The organism is Lysinibacillus sphaericus (assembly GCF_005217585.1).
Taxonomy (GTDB): Bacteria; Bacillota; Bacilli; order Bacillales_A; family Planococcaceae; genus Lysinibacillus; species Lysinibacillus sphaericus.
This window is the reverse complement of record NZ_SZPT01000002.1, coordinates 1,645,061-1,671,547: the sequence shown is the minus strand read 5'-3', so window position 1 is coordinate 1,671,547 and position 26,487 is coordinate 1,645,061. Positions and strand designations below refer to the sequence as shown.

Sequence of the window (26,487 nt, the reverse complement as noted above, 5' to 3'; positions counted from 1 at the left end):
ACTTAGCTCAGTGCGACAACATTATGCTAATTTTTATACGACTCATTTATGGAAAACCTTTTAGCTGTGACTAAAAGGTTTTCTTTTTGGGGAATTCATGTAAAAAGGTTGTACGAAAGGCAAGACTTCTTTTATTATTAGTAGGTATGAAAAAAGGAGAATGAAGAGATGACTTCAAATTTAGAAAAAGATATATTAGCACGACGTACGTTCGCCATTATCAGTCACCCGGATGCTGGGAAAACGACGATAACGGAAAAGCTTTTACTTTTTGGCGGAGCAATTCGTGACGCTGGTACGGTAAAAGGTAAGAAAACAGGGAAATTTGCCACATCAGACTGGATGGAAATCGAAAAGCAACGTGGAATCTCGGTAACATCTTCTGTTATGCAGTTTGACTATAGTGGTTCCCGCATCAATATTTTGGACACACCAGGGCACCAAGATTTCTCAGAAGATACGTATCGTACATTAATGGCAGTAGATAGTGCTGTCATGGTTGTAGATGCAGCTAAAGGTATTGAGGCGCAGACGTTAAAACTATTTAAAGTTTGTAAAATGCGTGGCATTCCTATATTTACATTTATTAACAAACTGGACCGTCAAGGGAAAGAGCCATTAGAGCTAATTGAAGAGCTTGAAGAGGTACTTGGTATTCATGCGTACCCTATGAACTGGCCAATTGGTATGGGGAAAGAGTTCCTTGGTATTTATGACCGTTATAACAAACGTATTGAGCAATTCCGTACAGAAGAGGAGGAGCGTTTCTTACCAATCGATGAAAATGGCGAATTAGCAATTGACCATCCGATGAAAGTAACGTCTTATTACTCACAAGCGATGGATGACATTATGCTTCTTAATGAAGCAGGAAATGCTTATTCAGAGGAAAAAATCCGTCGTGGCGAATTAACACCCGTGTTCTTTGGTTCGGCTTTAACAAACTTTGGGGTGCAGACATTCCTTGAAACTTATTTACAATTTGCTCCAACTCCTCAACCTCGTATTACAGAAGATGAGCAGTATATTGATCCAGTGGAGCATCCAGAGTTTTCAGGCTTTATTTTTAAAATTCAAGCGAATATGAATCCTGCACACCGTGACCGTATTGCCTTTGTACGTATCGTATCGGGTAAATTTGAGCGTGGTATGAATATGACATTATCTCGTACAGGTAAATCTTTTAAAGTGACACAGTCTACACAGTTTCTTGCTGACGACCGTGAAACAGTGGATGTAGCGGTAGCTGGAGATATTATTGGTTTATATGATACAGGGACATATCAAATTGGTGATACAGTCGTCGGCGGTAAGAAAACATTCCAATTTGAAAAATTGCCGCAGTTCACGCCTGAGTTGTTTGTTCGTGTGACAGCGAAAAACGTCATGAAATCTAAGCAATTCCATAAAGGGATATTGCAATTAGTGCAAGAAGGAGCCATTCAATATTACAAAACACTTCATACAGAAGAAGTGATTCTAGGTGCAGTTGGTCAATTACAATTTGAAGTATTTGAACACCGCATGAAAAATGAATACAATGTTGAAGTGAGAATGGAGCCAATTGGTTCGAAAATGGCACGTTGGATTGAAAATGAAGAAGATGTTAAAGAGTCAATGTCTTCAAGTCGTTCAATGCTTGTAAAAGACCGCTTTGACAATCTTGTTTTCCTATTCGAAAATGAGTTTGCGATGCGCTGGTTCGCAGATAAAAACGAAAACATCAAATTATATAGCCTGCTATAAAAAGAAACACGAATCGACAGATGATCGATTCGTGTTTTTTTACAAGGAAAATAAGAGATTGGTGTAGAATATATACAATATAAAGAAATAATAGGTGCTGCCTTGACATTGGTTGTGGCGAAATACTAATTCAATGGAGCGAAAGGTGGCGACTCCTGCGGGAAAAGCAAGCAAACCGAGACCCTGGACTGAGCGCAGCGAAGGAAGCGGCTCGGTGCTTGCCCGCGGAAAGCGCCACCTGTAGCGCAATGTTGCAATGACAAAAATGAAATTGTTTCAATATAATGTAAAACTTTATAAAAAAACTCCCTTTTCGGCTATCATAGGAAAGAAGAGAAAGAAAAGGAGTATAAACACATGAACATTAGCAACTTTTCAATTAAAAGACCTGTTTTTACGCTTGTTACAATGCTACTCGTTATTATTTTAGGTGGCGTATCGTTGTTAAAAATCCCGATCACGTTAATTCCTGAATTAAATCCCCCTATTGGTGTCGTGGTGACGTCATATCCTGGGGCGAGTTCAACGGAAGTAAATGAAAAGGTAACAAAACCTTTAGAGGCGGCATTGGCCACCTTGCCAGGCATAAAAAAACTACAATCTACTTCGCAGGAAGGTTCAAATTTAATTGTGCTAGAGTTTAATTGGACGACGAATATTGAGGATGTTCAATTGGATATTTTGCAACGTATAGATATGACACCTTTACCAAACGATGCACAAAAGCCAAATTTTTTGAAATTTGACCCGTCACAGTTTCCAATTATTCAACTTTCCTTACGCGCAGAAAATGACCAAGTGGATGTACGAGTATTAGCAGAATCACTGGAAAAAGAGCTTCGTCGTACAGAAGGGGTTGCGAGTGTCAATGTTTCTGGCAAATTGGTAGAAGAAGTACAAGTAACATTGGATGAATCAAAACTAATAGCAAAGGGCTTAACCCAAGCAGATATTATCCAAATAATTCAATCGAATAATGTCTCACTTCCTGGAGAGCCAGTTTTAACTGCAGATGACAAAATGTTGACGACTAGGATTATTAGTACGTTAACTACACCACAAGATATTGCAGATTTAATCGTATCCGTCAATCCAATAGATGGTCAAACATTAACGGTGGGAGATGTAGCGACGGTCGAGCGCACAGAGCAAAAAGTAATAACAGAAACGCGTGCTAATAATCATCCGGCTGTGTTAATGTCCGTTTTGCAAGAATCTGGTGCTAATACTGCTGAAGTATCTAAAGCCTTTCAACAAGCTTTAAATGATTTACTAGCGAAGGAGCAATACAAAGGTGTAACAGCAGACATACTAGTCGATCAAGGCAATTATGTAGATTTAGCAATAAGTAATATAGGTTCTTCATTACTGCTAGGTGGCTTATTCGCTATGCTTGTGTTATTTGTCTTTTTACGTGGTGTGAAAAGCCCAATTATTATTGGGATTGCCATTCCGTACTCGGTCATTGTCACATTTGTGCTAATGTATTTTGCTGATTTTACACTCAACATCATGACCTTAGGTGCATTAGCATTAGGTATTGGGATGCTTGTCGACAATGCCATCGTTGTAATAGAGAATATTGAACGGCATTTAGGGCTTGGCAAGGAACCGATCGAAGCAGCAAAACAAGGAACAAAGGAAGTAGCACTAGCTATAACAGCATCTACATTAACAACGATTGCTGTGTTTATTCCAGTCATGTTTATTGAAGGCTTAATTGGGCAAATATTTACGGAATTTGCACTTACCATTTCCTTTAGTTTAATTGCCTCATTGTCAGTGGCATTAACCGTTGTACCTATGCTGGCAAGTCGTTTGTTAAAAATGAAAGATCATAATATCAATGAAATTCGCAAGACATCTTCGTTTTATAAGCGCTACAATGCGTCTATAGTTTGGGTATTGCAGCATCGCTTGTTGGTCATTTTATCGGCAATCGTGCTCTTTGGCTTATCGCTCTTTGGATTATCGAAAATAGGGACAGAATTTTTACCTGCAACAGATGAAGGTTTTGCTTCTATTAGTGTAAATCTTGACCAAGGGGCTGCTATAACAAAAACAGAAAAGGTAGTCGCAGCCATTGAAAGTCGTTTAAAAGAAGAACAAGATGTCGATGTTTATGTTAGCCTAATCGGGGGTACTCAACAGTCTCAATCTCGTGGACAAACGAGTGCAAATCAAGCAGAAATTTACGTCAAGCTAGTACCACTTGCAGATCGCAAGCGCTCCATTTTTGAGTTTGTAGAAGAAGTGGAAAGGGAACTAAATAATGAGTTAGGGGAGCAAGCAGAAATTACATTTAATGTTTCTACATCATCTGGTTCAGCTCCAAATACATTGACATTCCGACTAACAGATTCAAATGAACAACGTTTATATGCATCAGTTGAGAAAGTACAGCACGAACTAAGTCGTATAGATGCAGTCACAAATGTTTTGACTGATTTAGACGAAACGATACAAGAGATTCAGATAGAGGTGGATCGCGAAAAAGCGAAGGATTATGGTTTTGTACCGGCTCAAATAGCCCAAACGGTCAATCAAATGACAAAAGGGCAGTTGACGACGCAGATGATTGATGATGGTGGAACGGTGTTATCGGTGTATACCGGTTTTGGACAGACGTTTAACGAAAGTATGGACGCTTTAAAGGCAATGAAGCTACGTTCACCAGCAGGACTATTTGTTAAGCTTGATGAAATTGCTAACGTATCTATACAAGAAGGACCAGTATCCATTAGACGTTCCGATCAAGCTGCAGCAGTTGCATTTTTCGTTGATTATAAAGCCAAGGAGTCATTAGGGGGCATTTCTAAAAAGGTCGATCACGCACTTGAAAAAGCGAATTTGCCTGCTGAAACGCAAGTTGTGTTTAGTGGGGATCGAGAGTTATATGATAGTGCAATTGATGACATGCTTTTAGCAGTTGCTCTCGCCATAGTGCTAGTCTACATTGTGATGGCGGCGCAGTTTGAGTCGTTTAAATATCCTTTCGTTATTATGTTTACAGTACCACTTATGATTATAGGTGTTGCGATGGCAATGTTTGCGACGAAAACACTGCTAGGTGTGACATCTGTTATCGGCATTTTAGTACTTGTGGGCATTGTTGTGAATAATGGTATTGTGCTTGTCGATTATATTAATCAGCAAAAGCAGCAGGGCATGCAGGCGTATGATGCCATTTTACTTGCTACACAAGACCGACTTCGCCCGATTTTAATGACAGCATTAACAACGATATTAGGATTGCTACCACTAGCGCTTGGTATTGGCGAAGGTACTGAGATGAATCAGCCGATGGGTATCGCTGTAATAGGTGGCCTGATTACATCAACTTTGCTGACATTATATATTGTGCCAGCTGTGTATAGCTTAATGGATAAAGAAACTAGAAAATTGCCTTAGATACGGGGAGGAAATGGGAGATGGGTGTTCATTTTTTTACGGGGTTTCCAGGGTTTATTTCAAGTCAATTAATTCGAGAATTATTTCAAGAAAATAAAACACAAAAGGTTATCGCCATTGTTTTAGCGGGGCAATATCCAAAAGCGATGATTGAAAAAAGCAAGATTGAAGTAGACTATCCTCAATGTGAAATACAGATTGTTGAGGGAGACATCACTCTACCCAATTTAGGATTAGCCAATCAATTAATACAGGAAATCGTGCCTCAAATTGAAGTGTTTTGGCATCTAGCAGCGATTTATGATTTAGCCGTTCCACGAGATATTGCTTGGAAGGTCAATGTACATGGAACTGCGATGGTCAATGATTTTGTTCGAACATTGCCCCATCTTAAGCGTTATATGTATTTTAGTACTGCGTATGTTGCTGGAACACGAGAAGGCGTATTACGCGAAAATGAATTGATTCGCCCGAAGGCATTTAAAAACTACTATGAGGAAACGAAATATGAAGCAGAGCATCGTGTGGAAGATTTAAAGTCAGAGGTACCTATCACGATTATCCGACCAGGGATTGTGCGAGGGCATTCCGTGACAGGGGAAACAATTAAATTTGATGGGCCCTATTTCTTTTTGAATATGGTTGATAAATTAAAATGGTTGCCGATTATACCTTATATAGGAATGTCTAGCTCAGCTATTAATGTTGTGCCCGTCGATTATATTATCAATGCCTCCACTTTTTTAGTGGATGAGAAAAGTGCTGAAGGGAAAACATTACATTTAACAGACCCAAATCCTCATCCTGTACAAGAGGTATACCGTACAATGGTGAAATTATTGACAAATCATTATCCAAAAGGACGTTTTCCTTTAGCACTAGCCAAAAAATCGTTACAAGTGCCGTTTATTCGCAAAAAGTTAGGGGTCGAGCAAGAAACTTTAGATTACTTAACATGGCATGCAACCTTTGATACAACAGAAGCAATTGCTATATTACAAAAAGGGAATATAGCATGCCCTGATTTTATACAAACAATGCCAAAAATGGTGGATTTTTATCTAGCGCATAAAGAAGATGAAAACTATCATATTCAAATTAAATAATAATGGATTTCTTTGTCAGTATTAAATGATAGTGATATAATAAATGAACAAAAGAAATGTCCTTAGACATTTTGTTAAAGGGGAGTAGCTAGCAGATGCGAGCGATGCATCTGGTTTCACATTCGTCATGACGTGGCATAATGCCATCGGATGTGATAGCAAATGGTGTTACTTTGCAAAAAGTGCAATAACCGATAGCTGGTTTGTAAGAAGTAACCAATTAAATTTGCTTAGCAAGACCTTTGCCTTCTTTTTAGGCAGGGGTCTTTTCTTTTTCATTTGACTAGTAAATACTCGCTATTTTGGGTATACAGAGTTTAAAGGAGGAACAGAGAATGGAAGCAATATTATTACAATACGGCTGGGTATTAATCGTACTAGTTGTATTAGAAGGATTACTAGCAGCAGATAATGCAGTAGTAATGGCTGTTATGGTGAAACACTTACCGCATGACCTACAAAAGAAGGCACTTTTTTACGGATTATTTGGTGCACTAATATTCCGATTCTCTGCGCTCTTTGTTATTACAGTATTAGTTAATTACTGGCAAATTCAAGCTATTGGGGCAGCTTACTTATTGTTTATGTCAGCCAAAAATATTTATGATTTGCGAAAAGGCAAAGATGAGGAAGAAGAAAATGATGATGCTACTGTAAAAAAAGGATCAGGCTTCTGGATGACTGTTTTAAAAGTGGAACTTGCAGATATAGCATTTGCAATCGATTCAATGCTTGCTGCGGTTGCAATTGCCGTAACGCTTCCACACTTAGGTAATTTTGATATTGGCGGCATTAATGGCGGACAATTCATTATTATGTTGTTAGGTGGCTTTATCGGTGTTATTATGATGCGTTTTGCAGCGCAATGGTTTGTAAAAATTTTAAACGACTATCCTTCACTTGAAACAGCAGCGTTTTTAATTGTTGGCTGGGTAGGGGTAAAACTTGTTGTATTAACGTTAGCTCATGAAAAAGTGGGTATTTTACCTGAAGAATTCCCACATTCAACAGGCTGGGAATTAACTTTCTGGGTTGTATTAATTGCGATTGCATTTGTCGGTTATTTAGTAGGTGTTCGTAATAAAAAACAAGCAAAATAATCGCCGGACAATTTTATAATGGAACGATTTAATCCGCATTCTTTCTGCGGGCAACGCACGAGCCACATCGCTCGCTACATTAGCAGGGTCAGTGCGCTTGCTTTTTGTGAAAGTCTATGCGGATTTTTGCTTTATATCAAAAACACTTTCTATTACTTCGTATTTGATACGATTTACAACCCCTTTCTTTTTTCACCGATTTTTTCTATACTAATATCTATCAAGTTTGGCATCATAAGTGGAAGGAGTTGATGGGGTGCCTTGGAAAAAATCATCGAATAGACAAATCACACCGTTTCAGGCACTTGTGTCTTATTATTTCATAGCAATAGCAATTTCCTTCCTATTGTTACGACTCCCTGGTGTCCATCGAGCGGGTGTGGAAGTGTCCTTTTTAGATAGTTTATTTACAGCAGTCAGTGCTGTTAGTGTAACTGGTTTAACAACTTTCAATATTTCCGAGACCTATACAACATTTGGACTGGTTATGGTACTTGTGATTTTACAGCTCGGGGCTATCGGTATTATGTCGCTAGGTACCTTTGTTTGGTTGCTTGTCGGCAAAAAAATCGGTATGCGCGAACGGCAGTTGATTATGATTGATCATAATCAATATAATCTATCGGGTGTTGTCCAGTTAATACGAGAAATATTGAAAATCTTAATAGGCATTGAATTGGCAGGGGCCATTATTTTAACGGCTCATTTTATGAATTATTTTGATACATTTGAAGAAGCTCTTATACATGGTGTTTTTGCTGCTGTTTCTGCCACTACGAATGGTGGCTTTGATATTACTGGGATGAGTTTATTGCCATTCCATAATGATTATTTTGTGCAGCTCATAACAATGGTATTAATTGTACTTGGAGCAATTGGCTTCCCAGTGCTGATTGAAGTAAAATCATTTTTGCTTAATCGACATGCCAATTTCCGCTTTAGTCTTTTTACCAAAATAACGACGACTACTTATGCAATGTTATTTATAGTAGGAGCTCTCGTTATTTTACTACTTGAGTCATTTCACTCCTTTAAAGGGATGGTTTGGCATGAGGCAATCTTTTCAGCTATGTTCCATTCCATATCTACGCGTTCAGCGGGACTTACAACATACGATGTAACATCCTTTAGTGAAGCAACCGATATTTTCATGAGTTTTTTAATGTTTATTGGTTCATCTCCAAGCTCTGTAGGTGGCGGGATAAGAACGACCACTTTCGCTATTGCCATATTATTTTTAATAATGTTTGCACGCGGAAAAGAGGATATTCAAATTTTTGGAAGAGAAATCCATTTAATAGATGTCTTCCGCTCATTTGTCGTTATCCTATTGGCTTGTTTTATGGTGTTAATCGCTACAATTATATTACTGATTACGGAACCGCACGCGACACTTATACAAATTATTTTTGAAATAACATCTGCGTTCGGAACATGTGGTATGTCTCTAGGGATTACGTCAGACTTATCAGCAGTTGGTAAAATCATCATTATTATCTTAATGTTTATAGGGCGAGTGGGCTTAATATCATTCTTGTATTCAGTAGGTGGTGGAGGTAGAGGGAAAAAATCTAAATACCACTATCCAAAGGAACGAGTAATTATTGGGTAAACATCTTAAAGTATTGATATATAGAGGTTTAGTGGGGGCAGATTTTTGATTTGCCCCCTTTTTGTCCCCTGATGGTCAATTTTCGAGGTAATCTTCGAATTTTTTGAGTGCATTTCGTTCGAAACCTTACAATCTATTTTCCTTATTTTTACAAAAGTCTTTTTGTTGTCTTAATATATATTTGAAACTAAAAGGTTAAAGTAGTCGTAGAAGGTATTAACGATTAGAGGAGGTCGAAAAAATGGATTATACTAAAATCTATAATGAGGAACTGATTGCCTTAGTAAAAGAGAAAATAAAGTCCGTCGGTGAAATTAAAGCGGTGAAGTTTGTGAGAGAACAAACAGATATGTCCTTAATACAGGCAAAAAAATTTGTAGATTTTTGTAAAGAATAGACATAAAAAAACTGTGGCTCTAATTTAAAAGTAACTTCAATAGTCATTGAACGACTAAATATAAACTGACAGACGTATTTGGGTAACATCTAGCAGTTTTCATATAGAAGCATTTGGAAAGGGGTGAATGGTTGATTCACTTCTTTTTTTTGTTTGGCATTAATCTTTTAGGAACAAGCCAATAGTATAAATGTTGGCAACTTGGATACTTTATAAAGCGGAGGTGATATCAGTGACAAAGGGTAAAAAGGATATAAAGGATTTAAAGCAAGAAGAGTTTGCGACAGATTTAAGTCCTGACGATTTAGATGTACGAGAAGAAAATGAACGCACAAGTGAACAAGTGAACAATGCGAATAAAGCAAAAGACCAACAAGGACAAAATAAGAAACAAAAATAATGAAAAAGAGGCTTACAGTGGTCACGATCAGTGTCCATTCAAGGAGCATAACAAAGCAAAAAGTGTTAGATTGATTGGTGTCAATCTAACACTTTTTCTCTTTTGTCCCATCCCCAAATGGCTAATGCAGATTAAAAATTTTAATCTTTTTCTGGATAGTTAACATGTAGTGGCGGTGGAACAAGCCATCCTTTATTTTTGTTTAAACGTAACAGTTTAGCACCTAGTTGGGCTTTACTCATATGGAATTGTCCGTACATCATGGCAATGTCTTCTCTAGTTGACATGCCCATTGCTTGACTACAAGCAACTAAGCCAGCAGCTAAATCCGCTGATAACGCTGCACTAATTTCAGGGTCATTTACTCTCGCACCAGGAGGGATATCCTCTAATCTTGCAACAGGTCGCTCAGGTGGAGCAGGGGGTAACCCAACGCCGTTTGTTTTCAATATTTTTTCTAACTGTTTTACTTCGTCTCGTAATACTTGGATAATATCTTCAATAATTTTGCGAAGATCTTCATCTCCTGTGTGATTGTAAAATGTTTGATAGCCTGCAATTAAGCCGTAATCAGCCGCTAAATTCGTCCAAACGCTAAAAACCTCACCATAATGTAACGGCTCATCTTTTGGATTGCCACTAAGTATTCCCATAGTTGAATATCCTCTTTTCATTGATTTTTGAAACAGAGGTAGTATGCGTGAAATGATAAAAATTAATTCATAAGAAACAAACGAAACTGTCATTGTAAAACTACAGTTTGAATAGGACACGTAACGGGTAAAACACTTTAGGAGTGGTCAAATAGAAATTGTCTACAACGTATTAGAACTGAGGGGCATTAGAATATTTTGAAATGCATTGAAGCAACAATGAACCCAGTAATGAAAAAGGGATAAAAGGAGAAATAAACATGACACTTACAAGCACAGCAAAGCAGGATTTAAAGGAACTTTTAAAAGAGACACATAAACGTGGCATAACGAAAGTAGACCATAGTGATCGAGTAAGCAGAATGACAGATAGTGAAGCTTTAGGATTGCTAATTTCAGTAGTGAAGCGTACTTTATAATACTTAAAAAGCTATGAATTCTATAAGCAAGCAAGCTTGGACTTTTTAGAGTTTTATGCTAAAAGATTTCTTAAAGTTGACTTTCTTCTATTATATTGTATTTAGTATTTAATATATAACTGAAAGACAGCATAGACGTTGGTCGTTTGCAAAAGTGTTTTAGGTTATTACTAATAGCTTTTATTGCTTCTTTCAAAGTCATAGTAAGTAATTTACACTTAAATGGTAATTGTGACGAAAAAATGTCCAAAAATTTAGAAAATTTATTAAAGTGTTTCCTAATTTTAAATTTTCTAAATAGGTATTATTTCTAAGTTTTATTTTATTTAATTAAGGTTTAAAGACCTACTTTTTGAAGGTTTCATTAAGAAAGCTGTACTAACACCATTAATTAGTTTTAGTAAACTGTAATATATTATTTATTTAGTAAAAAAAAGAATGTTGTGAGCTGGAAAATGCAATTTTATAAGTTACAAATAGAAAAAACGCTATTCACTTTAGAGAATAGCGTTTTTTTATTAAACAGTTGGGATTGTTGCAAAATAAGGTGCTTGTCCGTGACGGAAGTAAGTTAAAAGATAACCATTTTTTTGTACAATTTTGCCATTCGAGAAATTTTGATAGTCCAAGTAATGCGGGATAATAAGTGTATGCTTGAATAATTCTTTCTCTGTTAAATTAAACTTAGCAAATTCTTCACCAGCAATTATCGGATTTTCCCGTAGAGCTGTGTATAGTGCTTTTTGTTGTACTTCTGTTGGCCGCTCATTCCACCATAATTTACGTGGCTGGAATTGTTGTGCTTTTAAATAATCTAGTTGCATTAAGCTTTGAATAATTTGTAAATTAGCACCTTCCACTGTTTCTAAAAATTCCAGTAAACGACGGAATAGATCTTCTAACTGATGTCCGATACGGGACCAGCCTTTTGTTTCCCAATAAGTGCCGAAGTTTTGGAAGAAATCAAATGGTGTCTCGAATACTTCTGTAACTAGGTATTCAATGGTATAATCCATACGATGATCGTTCCAATATTTTTCGAGAACATCTTCTGCATGTTTAATACGAACGATATCATCAAAGGTTAAAGCATTATTCGAAAAGATTTCATATGGAGCTAAATCTACATAGGTGTAACCGAATTTTTCAGCCTCCAAACGAAGACCAGTGCCGCGCAATAGCTTTAAGAAGCCAAGTTGTAATTCCTCTGGTCGCATTGCGAAAACATCATTAAAGGTTTGACGGAAGCTAGCATAGTCTTCTTCTGGCAAACCGGCAATTAAATCTAAATGTTGATCAATCTTACCGCCATCTTTGACCATTGTTACTGTTCGTTTAAGTTTTTCAAAGTTTTGACGGCGTTGTACAAGCGTGTTTGTTAAATCATTGGTAGATTGGACACCTATTTCAAAGCGGAAAAGCCCTTTAGGTGCGTTGTCATTTAAAAATTGAATGACCTCAGGACGCATTATATCAGCAGTAATTTCAAACTGGAAAACAACACCTGGCTTATGTTCATCGATTAAAAATTGGAACATTTCCATTGCGTAGCTACGGCTAATATTGAATGTACGATCGACAAATTTAATAGTGCGGGCACCATTATTCATAAGATATCGAATATCTTCCTTTATACTTTCTCTATTGAAATAGCGCACGCCTACTTCAATAGAAGATAAGCAAAATTGACAGCTAAAAGGACAGCCTCTGCTCGTCTCAATATATTGAATTCGCTTTCCTAGATGTGGAAGATCCTCTTCAAAACGGAATGGACTTGGTAATTCACGTAAGTCAATTTTAGGTGCTTGCGCATGAATTCGAACTTTTCCGTCTTCTAAGTAACAAATTCCAGGAACATCTTCTAATGGAATTTCGCCATGCAAATGGCGTAGTAGCTGTTTAAAGGATGTTTCTCCTTCGCCCATAACAATAAAATCAATCTCTTCAACTCTTCTTAACCAATGATGTACATCGTAAGATACTTCAGGCCCACCGAGCAAAATTTTAACATTAGGACAAACTGTTTTTAACATTTTAATAACGTGAATAGTTTCTTCAATATTCCAAATATAGCAACTAAATCCTACAATATCAGGGTTTTTTTGAAATAAATCTGATACAATATTAAAAGCGGGGTCTTTAATTGTGTATTCTGCAATGGTTGGATTGTATTCAGGTAAAGCAGCACATTTTAAATAACGCAATGCCAAATTAGTGTGGATATACTTTGCGTTTAATGTAGTTAAAATAGTATTCATGCATTAATCTTCCTTTCACTTTCTAATTGTAACAGTCAAGTAGCTGACAAACAATATAATCCTTTTTACCTATTTATTTTGTGAACGGTTCGTGAAATAATTTTAAATACTTAAATTTACTAAATTTTGTAATAATAGAATCGTACAGTCATAAAGTATAGTAAAGGCTCAAAATTCGAATGAGAGGTTTTTTACTCTTTTGAAAGGTTCGGTGAGAAAGTTGAAGCAAAATGATATAAATCAATGTTTTGGAAATCTTATGAAAAGTACTTCGTCACCAACACTTATTCTCAATAAAGCAGGAAAAATTTTGAATTGTAATGAGGCAGCTATTAAACTTTTTAATCTTAATTTAACGTATATTGGCTATATTACAATGGACGAGTCCTCAAATATAAAATGGGCTAAGTTTGTCAAAGAACTACAATGTGAGTTAAGATCTGAAGAAATATTTAATATTCAAACAAACAACAATGAATTTGAAAAGATGGTCTTTAAATGTTTCTATGATCCGAACACTGAAGAAATTGTCGCACAACTATCAACGATCAATAATGACAGAGCGCTTAAATTGTATGTTAGCAAGGAGCAGGAACAATCTCAATCCTTCAGTGCATATGATCATTTACCTTATGCTGTTATTGTGAGTGATGCAAGTGGGATTATTCTTGGTTTAAATAAATATGCCGAAATGTATTTAAAAATAGAAAAATCACAACTACTCCATAAAGCACATCAACATATATTTGATTCATTTACAATGAAGAATGGACAAATTACAACCTATCTTTCGAAATTGATGGGTGACAAACATGCCAATATTCATGTTGTGGACGAGACGCAAGTAAGTAGAACTTGCTACTACGAAATCTCAAGTGTTTTCGATGAGTATAATAATATTATCGTCACTGTCATTAATGATGAAACTGAGAAGAAGCAACTGCAACATAAAGTAGAGCATCAGGAAGCACTAAATGTGGTAGGTCAAATGGCAGCTAGTATCGCACATGAGATTCGTAATCCACTTACTTCTTTAAAAGGGTTTACAGAACTATTAAAGTTGAATGCAGATGAAGAGTCACGTATGTATTTATCTGTCATAGATAGTGAGTTACAGCGTATGGAGCAAATTTTATCGGAACTATTAGTATTATCTAAGCCAACAAGTATGAAGGTAGAGTTAATCAACTTAGATCATATTGTAAGACAGGTAATCGAATTTATGTTGCCGGATGCATTAATGAAAAAAATTATGATTCAATATATACCGTCAGTGACAGAAGTATATATCGGCGGCAATGAAAATCGTTTAAAGCAAGTATTTATAAATCTTATTAAAAATGCTATGGAAGCAATGAATAAAGGCGGCACAATTACGGTAGAAATGAATGTGACAGACTGTACGATTGTCGAATTAATGATAAAAGATGAAGGCAGTGGAATGGATAATAATACAATCCAAAATCTATTCCAACCTTTTTACACGACGAAATCAACAGGGACAGGACTGGGCCTTGCTTTCGTGAAAAAGGTAATCGAAGAGCATGAAGGTGTAATTGGTGTTCAAAGTGAAGTACAGAAAGGGACATGCTTCCATATGCAGTTTCCAGTGTACACATTCAATCAGTTGGATACTTTAGATGTTTCTGTGAAGGATTCTGCTTATTTAGTTACCTAAAATAGAGAGAAAAACTTGCTAATTTTATTTAGCATAGTGTGCTGTTATTGAATGCTTTTGACAATGCTTTTCAAAAGTCGCTATAATGAAATTGATAAAGAGCGAATTGTGAGGACTAGGCTATGACGTCAGAAGATTTAAAGCAAACTTTAAAATTATATATTGTATTATCCCGTGCCCATAAAGCAATTAATGAGATGACAAACCATTTTTTTCAAGAAAATGGCTTGAATCCTACTGAATTTGCAGTTTTAGAGCTCCTGTATCATAAAGGGAGACAACCATTGCAGCAAATCGGTAATAAAATATTACTTGCCAGTGGGTCTATTACGTATGTAATTGATAAGCTTGAAAAAAGAGGTTATCTTTTACGGGTTTCCTGTCCATCAGATCGTCGCGTTACCTATGCGGAAATTACAGCTGAAGGTGAGGCGTTTATGGGCGAGTTATTTCCAAAGCACGAACAACATTTACATGAATTGATGAGTGCATTATCCGTCGAGGAAAAGGATGTAGCGATTGGCTTATTAAAAAAATTAGGGCTATCCATTAAAGATTTGTCTTATTAAAAAGAGTTGTCTCAAATAGATTTTGAGGCGACTTTTTTTTGCGTGTTAAAAGAATGGAAACATTGTTTAGGGGAATAGTTTGTATAGAATAGCTGTTTTTACCCGTTGAGAAGCTTTTTAGACGTCTTTACAAGCAAACCTTAGTTTTTATTGGTAAATAAAAGAGAGGTCTTAGAAAGACTTCTAAGACCTCTTGGGATGTGTATTAAATTAATTTTTAGAAATAGTTGCTGCCATTGCTAGCATAGCGGCTGTTAAATCTTGTTCATCATTATCATGAATTGTTAACTTTATAATAAGTCCATCTTTTTCAAATACTACGCCAATTACTTTTTCAGTATCAAAGTCTACAACATAGCCTTCAATATTTTGGACATCTTTAAATACGGAAAGTTCTTCAGCAGATAATGCAACTGTTCCTCCAACTGCATTCATATAGTCCTGCATAGCTGTTTTCGCCGCATCATAGTTTGTTTCAGCAGTAGTAGTTGTTTCAATACGCATAAATACTTCGTCATCAGCATTTGAGACTAGCATGTCTTTTCCAGGTTCTTCTTGAGAAAGAGTAAATCCAGGTAGCTGTTGGATTTTATAGCCCTGAGTTACACTTTTAGATTCAGTTGCATTTTCCTTTTTGTCGACACCTTTTTGTACGTATTTTACTTCTTGTTGTGGTTTAGATTGTACTTCTGTTTGTGCATCATCTGATGTAGGCGTTTCTTGCGCGTCGTCGCCTGCAGGTTCACTATCAGTTGGTTTTTCCTCAGTCGCTGTGTTTGCTGGTTCGTTTTGTGCAGCATCTGATTGTTCTGTCTTATCAGAGGTATTGCACCCCACTACTAAAACAGCTGTTAGTAATAATGCAAGCATTGTAATTAATTTTTTTTGCATGAAAAGCCCTCCCTTTCTATATTAAACGCTAATAAAAGATAAAATGTTTCCAATTTTTTTTGTTATGATGTTAAAGGTAACACTAAAAACAATAATAAAACAAAAACAACATGGGCTACAATAACTAAAGGCATACTCTTGCGCCATTCATAGATAAAGCCCCAAATCAGGCTTGTTACAAGAGCTGCGATGATACCAAGCTTAAAACCGCTAAATGCAATCGAAATGGCACATAAAATTGCTGTTACAATAACTGCTAAAACAGGGCGCATAAAACGTTTTAATTGTTGTTGTACGTAGCCACGCCAAAATAGTTCTTCACCAATGGCTACAATGAAAACAAGGAAAATATAGTGCCATATATTTTGTGGACCGTAAACTGTTAAAAACTTTTGTACGGATCCTACTAGCCGATCATTTATAAATGGTGCGAGCCAATAACCAAAACGTATAATGCCATATGCGATTGTACCGTATCCGATGCCGAAAATCAGAAATTTCCACGTAGGCAATTGATCTTCGATTGTACCTGATAGAATAGCGATAGCTATACATACGAGCAGGGTAAATGCATACAAGTACCAAAATACAGCAGGATTAGCAAATGTAAAAGCAAGCATGCCATAAACGAATAATAAAGAAAGGAGAAGTATTATTGTTTGTTTCGAATTTGTAAGCATAATTCGACCTCCATACTTTAATTTTACCAAAAAAATAGTCCCTTATCATCTATAAAGACAAAAAGGGACTATTCAGAATATTAAGCTTCACTTGCGTATAAGATTTTGTAACGTTTATGGTTGACGACCGTTTTTTCTTCAATTTCAAGGGAATCAAAATTCTCCATATATGTTAAATCAACGATCACCGAATTTTCATTTACTTTTTCAACAATGCCTTGCAAACCATTTTTAAACTCGATAATATTTCCAACTTCAGCTATTTTCACAGACAGTCAGCTCCTTCATCGACTAATAATATACAGTTTGCATGAAAAAAAGGAAAACGTAAAGCCTTTTTTGAATAATTCATAATTTATTACACAAAATAAAGTAAGAGAAAGGATTGGAAAAAATGGAACAATATGAAACAATGCTTGAACAATTGCAAAATGGAGAAATCCAAAGTATCGAAATTCATAAAGAACAATTTTATGATTTTCGAGAAGTATTAGTAAAACACCCATTATTTAAACATTTTAGAGGTGAAGCAAAGCAAAATGGGATTATAATCTACACTTATTTGGAAATTCCTAGAAGCTAATTTGTCGAACATTGTCGGAACATAATGCTGTAAGAAATGAAATATAAATGTATAATAATGGTATGATTATTTGTATGTTGGAGGGTTGTATGAATGGTCAATCTACTCTTGAAACAAATGGAACAAACTCGTGAGATGATGATTCGCTCTGGTGTGGAAAACGGGTTACAGAATGCAAAAACCATTCAACTGAGTCGCAGACTAGATCAGTTAATGAATACTTATTATAGACAGACAACATTAGAAGAAGAAGATCAGGATGATTTGTTTCAGTATTCAGAGTAAAATTTTTTTAGATTAGATGATTAAAAGTGAATGTACTGGGGAATAATTATATTGAACACAGCAACATTCTCATTTCCCCCTTTAGAGCAGTGATTCCCATCACCTGCTCTCTTTTTTTTGCTTATTCGGTATATATGCAAGACAGACAAACTTTAGTACAAGTATTAAGAAGAGTTTGAATTATTGAACTGATTCAACTACACTAAGTACACATAAATAAAACTTACTACTATTCCCAATACCTTAGCTAATTTGAAATGTGTAAAAGGAATAATCGTATTGTCTTATTTTGAGAGCACATTTATTGTGAGCGGATGGCACGACTCGGTGCTTGTCTAAGAAAAGCGTCAGCTTTTAGCGTACTATTGATTCAAGTAAAGGAGTAATTACATATGGGAAAAGAGCGTATTGCATTTATCGGCACAGGTGTTATGGGTGCTAGTATTGTTAAACACTTACTGCAAAATGGCCATGAGGTGACGGTTTATACCCGTACAAAAGAAAAAGCAGAGCCCTTAATCGCTTTAGGAGCAAGTTGGGCTAGCTCCCCTGCAGAGGCTTTTAAAGAGAAGGACATAGCGCTAACGATGGTTGGTTATCCAGCAGATGTCGAGGAAGTTTACTTCGGTGAAAATGGCTTATTCCAAACTGCCAAGGCAGGTAATATTGTCATTGATATGACAACATCTGAACCAACTTTAGCGAAGAAAATATATGCGCATGCACAGACGTTAGGGATAGAAGCATTAGATGCTCCCGTATCTGGTGGAGATGTTGGGGCGCAAAACGGTACCTTGTCTATTATGGTAGGTGGTGACCAAATGACCTTTAATCGAGCTGTTCCAGTGTTGCAACAATTTGGTGCAAATATCGTGTATCAGGGAGAAGCAGGTGCCGGACAGCATGCAAAAATGTGCAATCAAATTGTCATTGCATCTGGCATGATTGGTGTGTGTGAGTCACTTGCCTATGGCTTAAAAGCTGGACTCGATTTATCTACTGTATTACAATCCATCTCTTCTGGTGCGGCAGGGTCTTGGTCTTTAAGTAATTTAGCACCACGTATGATTAAAGAAGACTATGCGCCAGGTTTTTATATTAAGCATTTCGTGAAGGATATGAAAATCGCTTTAGATGAATCAAAGAAAATGGGTATTTCTTTACCAGGGCTAGCATTAGCATATGAAATGTATGAAAAGCTGATCGAAGCAGGTTATGGTGAAAATGGTACGCAGGCTCTGCTAACGTATTATAAATAGTCAGCAATAGGGAAAAGTGTTAGATTGAGTAATCATCAATCTAACACTTTTTTTGCTAGGTTGTTTGTCTGAGTGCTTGGCTCCACTTTTCGTGGTACCACCTTCTTAAATGAAACCGCCACAAAAAGTCTTTGAATCGCTCGTACCATTTTGAAAAACATCCATAGCATAGACAATTCTCTACTCTTTATTAAAAAGTTGAGAATCTAATGAGAAGCTAGAAGCTCCAGCAAGAGCAAAGTAAAGTGCTATCGCACCTAAAGCTAAGTCAAACTCATAGCCAGCCAAACCATTAGCGCCGATAAAACCAATGCTTAGTTTTGCTGTAAAGATAGCAACAATCATTGTAATGGTCAATAAAGCACCGAAGATTCTTGTTGCGAAACCTAAAATAATAGCAGCTCCACCGACTAATTCAATAATCGCAACGACATACGCCATAAAGCCTGGAATACCGAGACTATCAAAGAAGTCAGCCGTATAGCTAATGCCGCCTTGGAATTTTTGGAAACCATGAACTGCAAAAATAATGCCGAGAACGACACGTAAAATAGTTGAACCAATATTTTGCATAATGTAATAACTCCTTTTCTTTAACTTACATTTCGTAACTTAGTTTATTTTTAAAAATAACTTTTGTCAAGTAACTAAGTGTATTTTTCGAAAGGATTTTTAAAAAGTGATATACTCTTAAGTAGAACCTAGTAAAAAAGGAGGATAGTAACTTGAATCAAAAAAACATGTGTCCGCGATTTGAAAAAGCGCTTATGATATTGAACCATCGTTGGAATACGTTACTTATTTATCAGCTACTTGATGGTCCACAGCGATATTCCACCATTAAAAATCAGTTGAATATTAGCAGTCGTGTGTTAACAGAGCGATTAAAGGAGTTAGAAACCGAGGAAATCGTGTTACGTACTGTAATTCCATCTACTCCAGTCGTTATTGAATATGAACTTACAGAAAAAGGATATGCAATTACCCCTGTGTTAAAAGCTATTGAAGAATGGTCTAGTAAATGGGTAACGATTGCTGAGGAATGATAGAAAAGATATTCAAGCGAGGGGCTTGAATATCTTTTTTGTTTTTAGGGACAAATGGAGGTAAGGTGTCAACCAATTTATGGCCATTTGGCAGTTATGTTTCACTAGAATTACTGATATATTGTAAATAATATTAATTTTCTTTTAAAAAAGGTATTTTTTATTATAGAGAGAAATTAATTGATTATTATAGAGATTGGAGGGAGGGTTTTATGAAGAAGGGTACAGCGATAGACGTACAACATCGAAATCAGTTAGCCATATATTTATCTTTGCCAATACTATCCTGGGCATTTTACGATTTTGCTAATACGATATTTTCGTCAAATATTAATACAATATTTTTTCCATTTTATATGGATGAAGCTTTAGGTACGAATGAGGTAATGCAACAGGTAGCAAGTACATTTATTTCGTATGCCAATGCCATAGCCAGTTTTTTCTTAGTAGTCTTTTCACCACTTTTTGGTGTCTGGATTGACCAAACGGGCTATAAAAAGAGATTTATAGTTTGGTTTGCATCAATATCTATTCTATTTACCTTTATGATGGGTATTTTTGCAAATTTACAGACGACAATCAATTACTCAGGTGTACCTCTTAGCTTATTTTTAGTTGTTGCAAGTTTTGTGATAGCGAAGTTTTTCTTTAATTCGAGTCTCGTATTCTATGATTCGATGATGAGTGATTTAGGAACAAAAGAAGAAATGCCTCTTATTTCCGGTTATGGTGTAGCAATTGGTTATTTAGGCACACTTTTTGGATTGCTTGTTTATTTATATGTAGGAAGCAGTGATTTCCATCGCGCTTTTATACCAACGGCGATTTTGTATTTATTATTTTCATTGCCTTTATTTTTCATTAATAAAGATACACCGATCCCAAAAGAGCAACGTAAGACAACTCATTTTTTTGAAGGCTATAAGGAAATTATTAGTACATTTAAGGATATGAAGCAGTATAAGGCAATCTTTACTTTTATGATTGCGTACTTCTTTTTAAATGATGCGATTGCCACGACCATTGCGATGATGGCGGTATATGCCACAACCATTGTCGGGTTTACTTCAGGTCAATTTATCATCCTATATTTAGTATCCACCGTATCGACAATTATTGGTTCACTGGCATTTGGCTATATTACAAAAGCAATTGGAGCGAAGAGAGCGATTACCATTGTTGCTTTTATCATGATTATCGCTTTAACATTTGCTGTCTTTGCAACCGAGCAATGGATGTTTTGGATTGCAGGTAGTATGTTCGGTATTTCACTAGGTTCTATGTGGGTGACATCGAGAACATATATTATTGCGCTATCCCCAGATAACAAGAGAGGCCAGTTCTTTGGGTTATTTGCTTTTTCTGGGAAAGTTTCGTCAATAATAGGCCCCGCAGTTTATGGAACTGTCACATTATGGATGAAGGATTATGGTACTTTAGCAAGTCGAGTGGCATTATCAACATTAATATTAATGACAGTAATTGGTCTATTGGTGCATCTAAAAGTTAATGATAAAAATGGAAATACCAAGTAGGAGAATTGTATCGCCTATGATACAATTGAATTATAAATTGATGTTGAAATAGAAAGGAGCGGGGTTGCTTTGGAACATAAGGGCATATTATTAGAAAGTGGCACAAATGAGCTAGAAATCGTTGAATTTGAAGTAGCTAACAATAAATTTGGTATTAATGTTATTAAAGTAAAAGAAATTATTCAACCTATTCCAGTAACGTTTATTCCACACGCGCACCCGCATGTAGAGGGAATTATTCAATTAAGAGGCGAGGTATTACCGGTAGTAGATATGCTACGAGTACTAGGAATACAAAGCACAGAACGTAATCCGCAACAAAAATATATTGTTGCTGAGTTTAATAAACAACGAGTTGTTTTCCATGTCGATAATGTGACACAAATTCACCGTATCTCATGGGATCAAATCGAAAAGCCTTCTGATATGTATCAGGGTGGGACTTCACAAGTAATCGGTGTTATTAAGCAAAATGAGCAAATGATTTTATTGCTAGATTTTGAGAAAATCATGGTTGATATTAACCCTGAATCGGGTATTAATGTAGAGTCCGTGAAAAAGCTTGGTAAACGTGAACGTTCTGAAAAACGCATTTTAATTGCTGAAGATTCACCATTATTACGTAAATTATTATTTGATACGATGAAGGAAGCCGGTTATGAGAATGTAGAGTTCTTTGAAAATGGTCGTGATGCTTATGAATATTTAGATTCATTAGCGAAAAGTGGCAATAATGTTACAGAGCACATTCAATTAGTTGTAACAGATATTGAAATGCCACAAATGGATGGTCACCATCTTACACGAAAAATTAAAGAGCATCCTGATTTACAAAAGCTGCCGGTCATTATTTTCTCTAGTTTAATTACTGATGATCTTCGCCATAAAGGTGATCAAGTAGGTGCTGAGGACCAAATTAGTAAACCTGAAATTGCCGAACTAATTTTACGTGTCGATCAACTTATTTTATAAAGCTAGCGAAAAAGGAACTTCACAATACTAATAATTGGTATCCTGAAATATTAATACAAACGAAAGTCGGATACCTTTTTGGTTCCGACTTTTTTTGTATAATGAGGATGCTTTTAACACAAAATAAAAAGACCACCACCTATTGTCCTGTGAAGGAAGTGAATTATTTGGATGAATTAAAAACGGCCATTATTGATATCGGCTCGAATACAATACGATTGGTACTATATCAGTATGATAATGAAGAAGGTCTTCGAGAACTTGGAAATATAAAAACGGTTGCGCGTTTACGAACATATTTGCAACCGTCAGGAGCCATGTCCGAAGAAGGTATTCGAGTACTAACAGAAACGTTGTTAACATTTAAAGCAATGCTTGATGATTTTGAAATTGTCGATGTGAAAGCAGCTGCAACAGCCGCCATTCGTCAAGCGACGAATAGAGACCAGATTATTGCTTTAATGAAGGAGAAAACGGGCGTACAGATTGAGCTTTTGTCTGAAGAGGAAGAGGCGTATTTCGGTTATGTTGCTGTAGCCCATTCAATCGGTACTCTGTCTGCTGTAACGATTGACATGGGGGGAGGAAGTACAGAAATAACATTATTTAAAAATAAGGAACTAGTTGAATCATTTAGTTTTCCTTTTGGAACGGTGTCATTAAAGCAACGTTTCGTAAAGGGTGACATTATGAATAGTGGTGAGAAGAAAGAACTGGTTGCTTTTGTTAAGGAGCAGTTCAAATCACTACCTTGGATTCAACAAGTGGGATTACCGATTATTGCAATTGGGGGCAGTGCGAGAAATATCGCGCAAGTTCATCAGCAACGACAGCAATATCCTATTGCGAGTGTGCATGGCTATGAAATATCTAAAGAAGATTTAGATCAGCTTAGTGCGTTTTTAGGAAATTTAAGTTTTCAAGAACTAAAACATTTGGATGGGTTATCAACGGATCGTGCTGATATTATTGTACCCGCATTAGAAGTGTTCCGCGTACTTATGGAAATTGTAGGTAGTGAGGTCTTCCAGTTAACGAAAAAAGGTTTACGGGAAGGGCTGATTATCCATCGTATTTTACAAGAAGATGAAGATGCTTTTGACAAATATAATGTCTTTGAGGGAAACGCTAGAAAATTAGCTCGACAATATGGACGTTCAGAGGGAGAAGTTGATTATTTAATGCATTTAGCAGATCAACTTTATCGTGCGTGTTGCCATTTGAATTATTTACAATTTGATGAAAATGATTTGCAGTTACTAAGAAAGGCAGCAAAGATTTTTAATATTGGGGAATATATTGAGTTAAGCTCCGCTAGTCAACATACGTTTTATTTAATTGCCAATCAATCAATTGATGGTTTGAATCATAAAGAGCGTCTAAAATTAGCACTTTTAGCTTCATATAAAAATAAAGATTATTTTGAACGATTTGCGGCTCCTTTTACCGAATGGATGAGTCGTGAAGAGTATCGTAAAATGCGCGAATTCGGCACGTTGTTAAAATTTGTCTATGCATTAAATGTTTCAAAAAGAAATATTGTACATGCGATTGAAATGCAACCTTTTGACAATTATGTTCAGCTTAACGTATACGTCAAAAAAAATGCTGCTGCTGAAAAATATCAAGCAAATCGGCATAAGAAACATCTAGAACGAGCTCTAAAGATACCAATAAAAGTAAACTTCATTGAAGAAGGGTGGAACCAAGATGACAACAGAAGTAACAAACAATCGATTACATGAAGAAGAATTTTCAGAATCACATAGCCGTTTACTAGAAGAAATAGCAAAACCTCAATATTATAATAACCGCGAACTAAGCTGGTTAGCGTTTAATGAACGTGTATTAGAAGAAGCAGAGGATATCAATAATCCTCTGCTAGAACGCCTGAAGTTTTTAGCGATTTTTAGCTCCAATTTAGATGAATTTTTCATGGTGCGTGTGGCAGGACTTCAGGACCAAGTGCGTGCAGGCTTCCATAAGGCTGAGAATAAGTCAGGCTTAACACCAAAAGAGCAATTAGCGAAAATTGCTGAACGTACGCAAGCTTTAGTGCGCAGACAAACAGAAGTATATCGTCACTTAATCTACGATTTACTACCACAGCACAATGTACATATTGCAGACATGAAAGATTTAAATAGTACGCAAAAGGCGTTTATCAATGAAATGTTTGCTGAAACCATTTTCCCAGTTTTAACACCTGTAGCAGTAGATGCTTATCGACCATTTCCAACCTTGCTTGGTAAAACATTAAATATACTTGTCCTATTGGAACAAGATGAGACAGATTTAGAAAGCCGTGAAAAGGTTGCCATAGTGCAAGTACCATCTGTTTTGGATCGCTATATTAAAGTGCCTTCTGCTGAGGGTGAGACAGTGATTGTTCTACTTGAAGATGTTATTGTCGCTCATATCGAAAAGCTTTTCTATGGCTACAGTGTGAAATCAGCACAGGCTTTCCGTCTAACACGTAATGCAGATTTAACGATTCATGAGGAAGGTGCCCGTGATTTACTGGTAGAAATTGAAAAAGAGCTTAAAAAACGTAAATGGGGTGTTGGCAGCCGCCTAGAAGTACGTGTAGGGGAAATGAATGATGAGGTACTTGCATACTTACTAGAAGAATTTGAAATCGAGGAGACAGATGTTTTTCATATTGACGGTCCGCTCGATTTAACATTTATGTTCTCATTTGTAAAAGGTATAGCTGTTGGACGGGAGCATTTAGAGTATGAAAGCTTTATTCCACAGCCACCTTTAGATTTACAGTCAGATGAAAATATTTTTGAAAAAGCATTGCAACAGGACATTTTTTTCCATCATCCATATGAATCATTTGCACCGATAGTGGACTTTATTTCAGAGGCTGCTGTTAATCCGAATGTACTGGCAATCAAGCAAACACTATATCGAGTTAGTGGGAATTCTCCAATTATACAAGCATTAAAACTCGCAGCTGAAAACGGTAAACAAGTGACTGTTTTAGTAGAGTTAAAAGCACGTTTTGATGAAGAAAATAATGTGCATTGGGCAAAACAACTAGAGCAAGCAGGCTGTCTTGTTATTTATGGTATGAATAATTTAAAAACGCATTCCAAAATAACATTAGTTGTAAGTCGTCGTAATGGCAAGATTGAACGTTTTGTTCATCTTGGAACAGGAAATTATAATGATGCAACTGCAAAAATTTATACAGATATGGGCATCATAACATCAGACAAGGAATTTGGAATTGATGCCACGAACTTTTTTAATTATTTAAGCGGCTATACGGAAAAACCTACATTTAATCATTTAGTCGTTGCACCATTTGATATTCGCGATGAATTTATTCGTTTAATGGATGAGGAAATAAGCTGTCATAAGAAATACGGAAATGGATTTATTCGTGCCAAAATGAATTCATTGACTGATAAGGATTTAATGATGAAGCTTTACGAAGCATCTATTGCTGGTGTAAAAGTCGAACTTATTATACGGGGGATTTGCTGCATACGCCCAGGTATTCCAGGCATTAGCGAAAATATAACCGTTACAAGTATTGTTGGCAGGTTCCTTGAACATTCACGCATCTATTGGTTCCATCATAATGGTGAGAATAAGGTTTACTTATCCTCAGCAGATATGATGACCCGGAATATGATTAAACGCGTTGAAATTCTTTTCCCTGTCTATTCAATTGAAGCAAAAGCTCGTATTATGGATATTATGAATAAACAACTTGAGGATACAGCAAAGGCTCGTATCCAAGATTCCAATGGGAAATATCATTACAAAGAATTTGATCGCAGCGAAGACCCTATTAATAGTCAGGAAATTTTCTTAAAGGATGCTCTAAAGCCTACGCTAGATGAGGAATAAATAATAAGCGTCTTAGACGA

General features: G+C 36.2%; 24 protein-coding genes. 18 read left to right on the top strand and 6 right to left on the bottom strand.

The window, feature by feature from the left end; genetic code table 11:
- The first annotated feature begins 168 nt into the window (after window positions 1-168).
- The 7 genes from FC748_RS13540 (at window position 169) to FC748_RS22105 (ending at window position 9,772) form a co-directional block, all read left to right on the top strand.
- Window positions 169-1,746 (top strand): peptide chain release factor 3, encoded by a 1,578-nt coding sequence (locus tag FC748_RS13540; protein ID WP_024362273.1) that lies wholly within the window; start codon window positions 169-171, stop codon window positions 1,744-1,746.
- 357 nt (window positions 1,747-2,103) lie between these two features.
- Window positions 2,104-5,157 carry an efflux RND transporter permease subunit gene (locus FC748_RS13530; protein WP_108029456.1) on the top strand — a complete coding sequence of 1,018 codons (3,054 nt, stop codon included), beginning with the start codon at window positions 2,104-2,106 and terminating at the stop codon, window positions 5,155-5,157.
- A gap of 20 nt (window positions 5,158-5,177) precedes the next feature.
- The gene (locus tag FC748_RS13525; RefSeq protein ID WP_024362271.1) at window positions 5,178-6,263 is read left to right on the top strand and encodes an SDR family oxidoreductase; all 1,086 of its coding nucleotides are present in this window, start codon (window positions 5,178-5,180) and stop codon (window positions 6,261-6,263) included.
- A gap of 335 nt (window positions 6,264-6,598) precedes the next feature.
- A complete protein-coding gene (locus tag FC748_RS13520; RefSeq protein WP_024362270.1) occupies window positions 6,599-7,363 on the top strand; it encodes a MeeY/MeeF family manganese export membrane protein in 765 nt (254 codons plus the stop codon).
- Window positions 7,364-7,619: 256 nt separating this feature from the next.
- Complete coding sequence (locus FC748_RS13515; RefSeq protein ID WP_108029457.1) at window positions 7,620-8,975, top strand: TrkH family potassium uptake protein; 1,356 nt, start codon at window positions 7,620-7,622, stop codon at window positions 8,973-8,975.
- A 241-nt stretch (window positions 8,976-9,216) separates the two neighbouring features.
- Complete coding sequence (locus tag FC748_RS22110) at window positions 9,217-9,372, top strand: hypothetical protein (protein ID WP_162832712.1); 156 nt, start codon at window positions 9,217-9,219, stop codon at window positions 9,370-9,372.
- Window positions 9,373-9,604: 232 nt separating this feature from the next.
- The gene (locus FC748_RS22105) at window positions 9,605-9,772 is read left to right on the top strand and encodes a hypothetical protein (protein ID WP_162832711.1); all 168 of its coding nucleotides are present in this window, start codon (window positions 9,605-9,607) and stop codon (window positions 9,770-9,772) included.
- 140 nt (window positions 9,773-9,912) lie between these two features.
- On the opposite strand, the gene FC748_RS13510 is transcribed toward FC748_RS22105, so the two are convergent.
- Window positions 9,913-10,425 (bottom strand): DUF3231 family protein, encoded by a 513-nt coding sequence (locus FC748_RS13510; RefSeq protein ID WP_024362268.1) that lies wholly within the window; start codon window positions 10,423-10,425, stop codon window positions 9,913-9,915.
- Window positions 10,426-10,685: 260 nt separating this feature from the next.
- Here FC748_RS13510 and FC748_RS22100 point away from each other — a divergent pair, with 260 nt between their 5' ends.
- Complete coding sequence (locus FC748_RS22100) at window positions 10,686-10,844, top strand: hypothetical protein (RefSeq protein WP_158497863.1); 159 nt, start codon at window positions 10,686-10,688, stop codon at window positions 10,842-10,844.
- Window positions 10,845-11,362: 518 nt separating this feature from the next.
- Here the strand turns inward: FC748_RS22100 and FC748_RS13505 are convergent.
- Window positions 11,363-13,102: a B12-binding domain-containing radical SAM protein gene (locus FC748_RS13505; RefSeq protein WP_025218701.1), complete on the bottom strand. Its 1,740-nt coding sequence runs from the start codon at window positions 13,100-13,102 to the stop codon at window positions 11,363-11,365.
- A 310-nt stretch (window positions 13,103-13,412) separates the two neighbouring features.
- Here FC748_RS13505 and FC748_RS13500 point away from each other — a divergent pair, with 310 nt between their 5' ends.
- Complete coding sequence (locus tag FC748_RS13500) at window positions 13,413-14,780, top strand: PAS domain-containing sensor histidine kinase (RefSeq protein ID WP_231785633.1); 1,368 nt, start codon at window positions 13,413-13,415, stop codon at window positions 14,778-14,780.
- Between the two features lie 122 nt (window positions 14,781-14,902).
- Complete coding sequence (locus FC748_RS13495; RefSeq protein WP_024362265.1) at window positions 14,903-15,349, top strand: MarR family winged helix-turn-helix transcriptional regulator; 447 nt, start codon at window positions 14,903-14,905, stop codon at window positions 15,347-15,349.
- Window positions 15,350-15,559: 210 nt separating this feature from the next.
- On the opposite strand, the gene FC748_RS13490 is transcribed toward FC748_RS13495, so the two are convergent.
- The 3 genes from FC748_RS13490 to FC748_RS13480 form a co-directional block, all read right to left on the bottom strand.
- Window positions 15,560-16,240: a DUF8580 domain-containing lipoprotein gene (locus FC748_RS13490; RefSeq protein WP_108029458.1), complete on the bottom strand. Its 681-nt coding sequence runs from the start codon at window positions 16,238-16,240 to the stop codon at window positions 15,560-15,562.
- A gap of 62 nt (window positions 16,241-16,302) precedes the next feature.
- Window positions 16,303-16,920, bottom strand: coding sequence for a CPBP family intramembrane glutamic endopeptidase (locus FC748_RS13485; RefSeq protein WP_024362263.1), 618 nt, complete (start codon window positions 16,918-16,920; stop codon window positions 16,303-16,305).
- 80 nt (window positions 16,921-17,000) lie between these two features.
- A complete protein-coding gene (locus FC748_RS13480; RefSeq protein WP_024362262.1) occupies window positions 17,001-17,189 on the bottom strand; it encodes a YkvS family protein in 189 nt (62 codons plus the stop codon).
- Between the two features lie 125 nt (window positions 17,190-17,314).
- Between FC748_RS13480 and FC748_RS13475 the strand changes: the two genes are divergently transcribed.
- From FC748_RS13475 to FC748_RS13465, 3 genes are all read left to right on the top strand, one after another.
- Window positions 17,315-17,503: a protein YkzS gene (locus FC748_RS13475; protein WP_025218704.1), complete on the top strand. Its 189-nt coding sequence runs from the start codon at window positions 17,315-17,317 to the stop codon at window positions 17,501-17,503.
- A 93-nt stretch (window positions 17,504-17,596) separates the two neighbouring features.
- Window positions 17,597-17,788 carry an aspartyl-phosphate phosphatase Spo0E family protein gene (locus tag FC748_RS13470; RefSeq protein WP_024362260.1) on the top strand — a complete coding sequence of 64 codons (192 nt, stop codon included), beginning with the start codon at window positions 17,597-17,599 and terminating at the stop codon, window positions 17,786-17,788.
- 392 nt (window positions 17,789-18,180) lie between these two features.
- Window positions 18,181-19,047, top strand: coding sequence for an NAD(P)-dependent oxidoreductase (locus FC748_RS13465; RefSeq protein WP_024362259.1), 867 nt, complete (start codon window positions 18,181-18,183; stop codon window positions 19,045-19,047).
- A gap of 180 nt (window positions 19,048-19,227) precedes the next feature.
- On the opposite strand, the gene FC748_RS13460 is transcribed toward FC748_RS13465, so the two are convergent.
- Window positions 19,228-19,620, bottom strand: a complete 393-nt coding sequence (locus tag FC748_RS13460) for a DoxX family protein (protein ID WP_024362258.1) — start codon at window positions 19,618-19,620, stop codon at window positions 19,228-19,230.
- A 152-nt stretch (window positions 19,621-19,772) separates the two neighbouring features.
- On the opposite strand from FC748_RS13460, the gene FC748_RS13455 reads away from it, so the two are divergent.
- The 5 genes from FC748_RS13455 to FC748_RS13435 all read left to right on the top strand — a co-directional run bounded on the left by FC748_RS13455 (window position 19,773) and on the right by FC748_RS13435 (window position 26,467).
- Complete coding sequence (locus FC748_RS13455; protein WP_024362257.1) at window positions 19,773-20,093, top strand: winged helix-turn-helix transcriptional regulator; 321 nt, start codon at window positions 19,773-19,775, stop codon at window positions 20,091-20,093.
- A gap of 212 nt (window positions 20,094-20,305) precedes the next feature.
- A complete protein-coding gene (locus FC748_RS13450; protein WP_024362256.1) occupies window positions 20,306-21,628 on the top strand; it encodes an MFS transporter in 1,323 nt (440 codons plus the stop codon).
- A gap of 69 nt (window positions 21,629-21,697) precedes the next feature.
- Complete coding sequence (locus FC748_RS13445; RefSeq protein WP_024362255.1) at window positions 21,698-22,600, top strand: chemotaxis protein; 903 nt, start codon at window positions 21,698-21,700, stop codon at window positions 22,598-22,600.
- Window positions 22,601-22,767: 167 nt separating this feature from the next.
- Entirely contained in the window at window positions 22,768-24,345 is a 1,578-nt protein-coding gene (locus FC748_RS13440) for a Ppx/GppA family phosphatase (protein WP_108029459.1), read from the top strand.
- Window positions 24,311-26,467 carry an RNA degradosome polyphosphate kinase gene (locus FC748_RS13435; protein ID WP_024362253.1) on the top strand — a complete coding sequence of 719 codons (2,157 nt, stop codon included), beginning with the start codon at window positions 24,311-24,313 and terminating at the stop codon, window positions 26,465-26,467. The genes FC748_RS13440 and FC748_RS13435 overlap by 35 nt, the downstream gene beginning before the upstream one ends.
- Window positions 26,468-26,487 lie beyond the last annotated feature (20 nt).

Excerpts from the sequence above, each read along its gene's own strand:
- FC748_RS13540 (WP_024362273.1), top strand. The coding sequence starts at position 169 with ATGACTTCAAATTTAGAAAAAGATATATTAGCACGACGTACGTTCGCC.
- FC748_RS13530 (WP_108029456.1), top strand. The coding sequence starts at position 2,104 with ATGAACATTAGCAACTTTTCAATTAAAAGACCTGTTTTTACGCTTGTT.
- FC748_RS13525 (WP_024362271.1), top strand. The coding sequence starts at position 5,178 with ATGGGTGTTCATTTTTTTACGGGGTTTCCAGGGTTTATTTCAAGTCAA.
- FC748_RS13520 (WP_024362270.1), top strand. The coding sequence starts at position 6,599 with ATGGAAGCAATATTATTACAATACGGCTGGGTATTAATCGTACTAGTT.
- FC748_RS22110 (WP_162832712.1), top strand. The coding sequence starts at position 9,217 with ATGGATTATACTAAAATCTATAATGAGGAACTGATTGCCTTAGTAAAA.
- FC748_RS13510 (WP_024362268.1), bottom strand. The coding sequence starts at position 10,425 with ATGGGAATACTTAGTGGCAATCCAAAAGATGAGCCGTTACATTATGGT.
- FC748_RS22100 (WP_158497863.1), top strand. The coding sequence starts at position 10,686 with ATGACACTTACAAGCACAGCAAAGCAGGATTTAAAGGAACTTTTAAAA.
- FC748_RS13505 (WP_025218701.1), bottom strand. The coding sequence starts at position 13,102 with ATGAATACTATTTTAACTACATTAAACGCAAAGTATATCCACACTAAT.
- FC748_RS13495 (WP_024362265.1), top strand. The coding sequence starts at position 14,903 with ATGACGTCAGAAGATTTAAAGCAAACTTTAAAATTATATATTGTATTA.
- FC748_RS13490 (WP_108029458.1), bottom strand. The coding sequence starts at position 16,240 with ATGCAAAAAAAATTAATTACAATGCTTGCATTATTACTAACAGCTGTT.
- FC748_RS13485 (WP_024362263.1), bottom strand. The coding sequence starts at position 16,920 with ATGCTTACAAATTCGAAACAAACAATAATACTTCTCCTTTCTTTATTA.
- FC748_RS13475 (WP_025218704.1), top strand. The coding sequence starts at position 17,315 with ATGGAACAATATGAAACAATGCTTGAACAATTGCAAAATGGAGAAATC.
- FC748_RS13470 (WP_024362260.1), top strand. The coding sequence starts at position 17,597 with ATGGTCAATCTACTCTTGAAACAAATGGAACAAACTCGTGAGATGATG.
- FC748_RS13465 (WP_024362259.1), top strand. The coding sequence starts at position 18,181 with ATGGGAAAAGAGCGTATTGCATTTATCGGCACAGGTGTTATGGGTGCT.
- FC748_RS13460 (WP_024362258.1), bottom strand. The coding sequence starts at position 19,620 with ATGCAAAATATTGGTTCAACTATTTTACGTGTCGTTCTCGGCATTATT.
- FC748_RS13450 (WP_024362256.1), top strand. The coding sequence starts at position 20,306 with ATGAAGAAGGGTACAGCGATAGACGTACAACATCGAAATCAGTTAGCC.
- FC748_RS13435 (WP_024362253.1), top strand. The coding sequence starts at position 24,311 with ATGACAACAGAAGTAACAAACAATCGATTACATGAAGAAGAATTTTCA.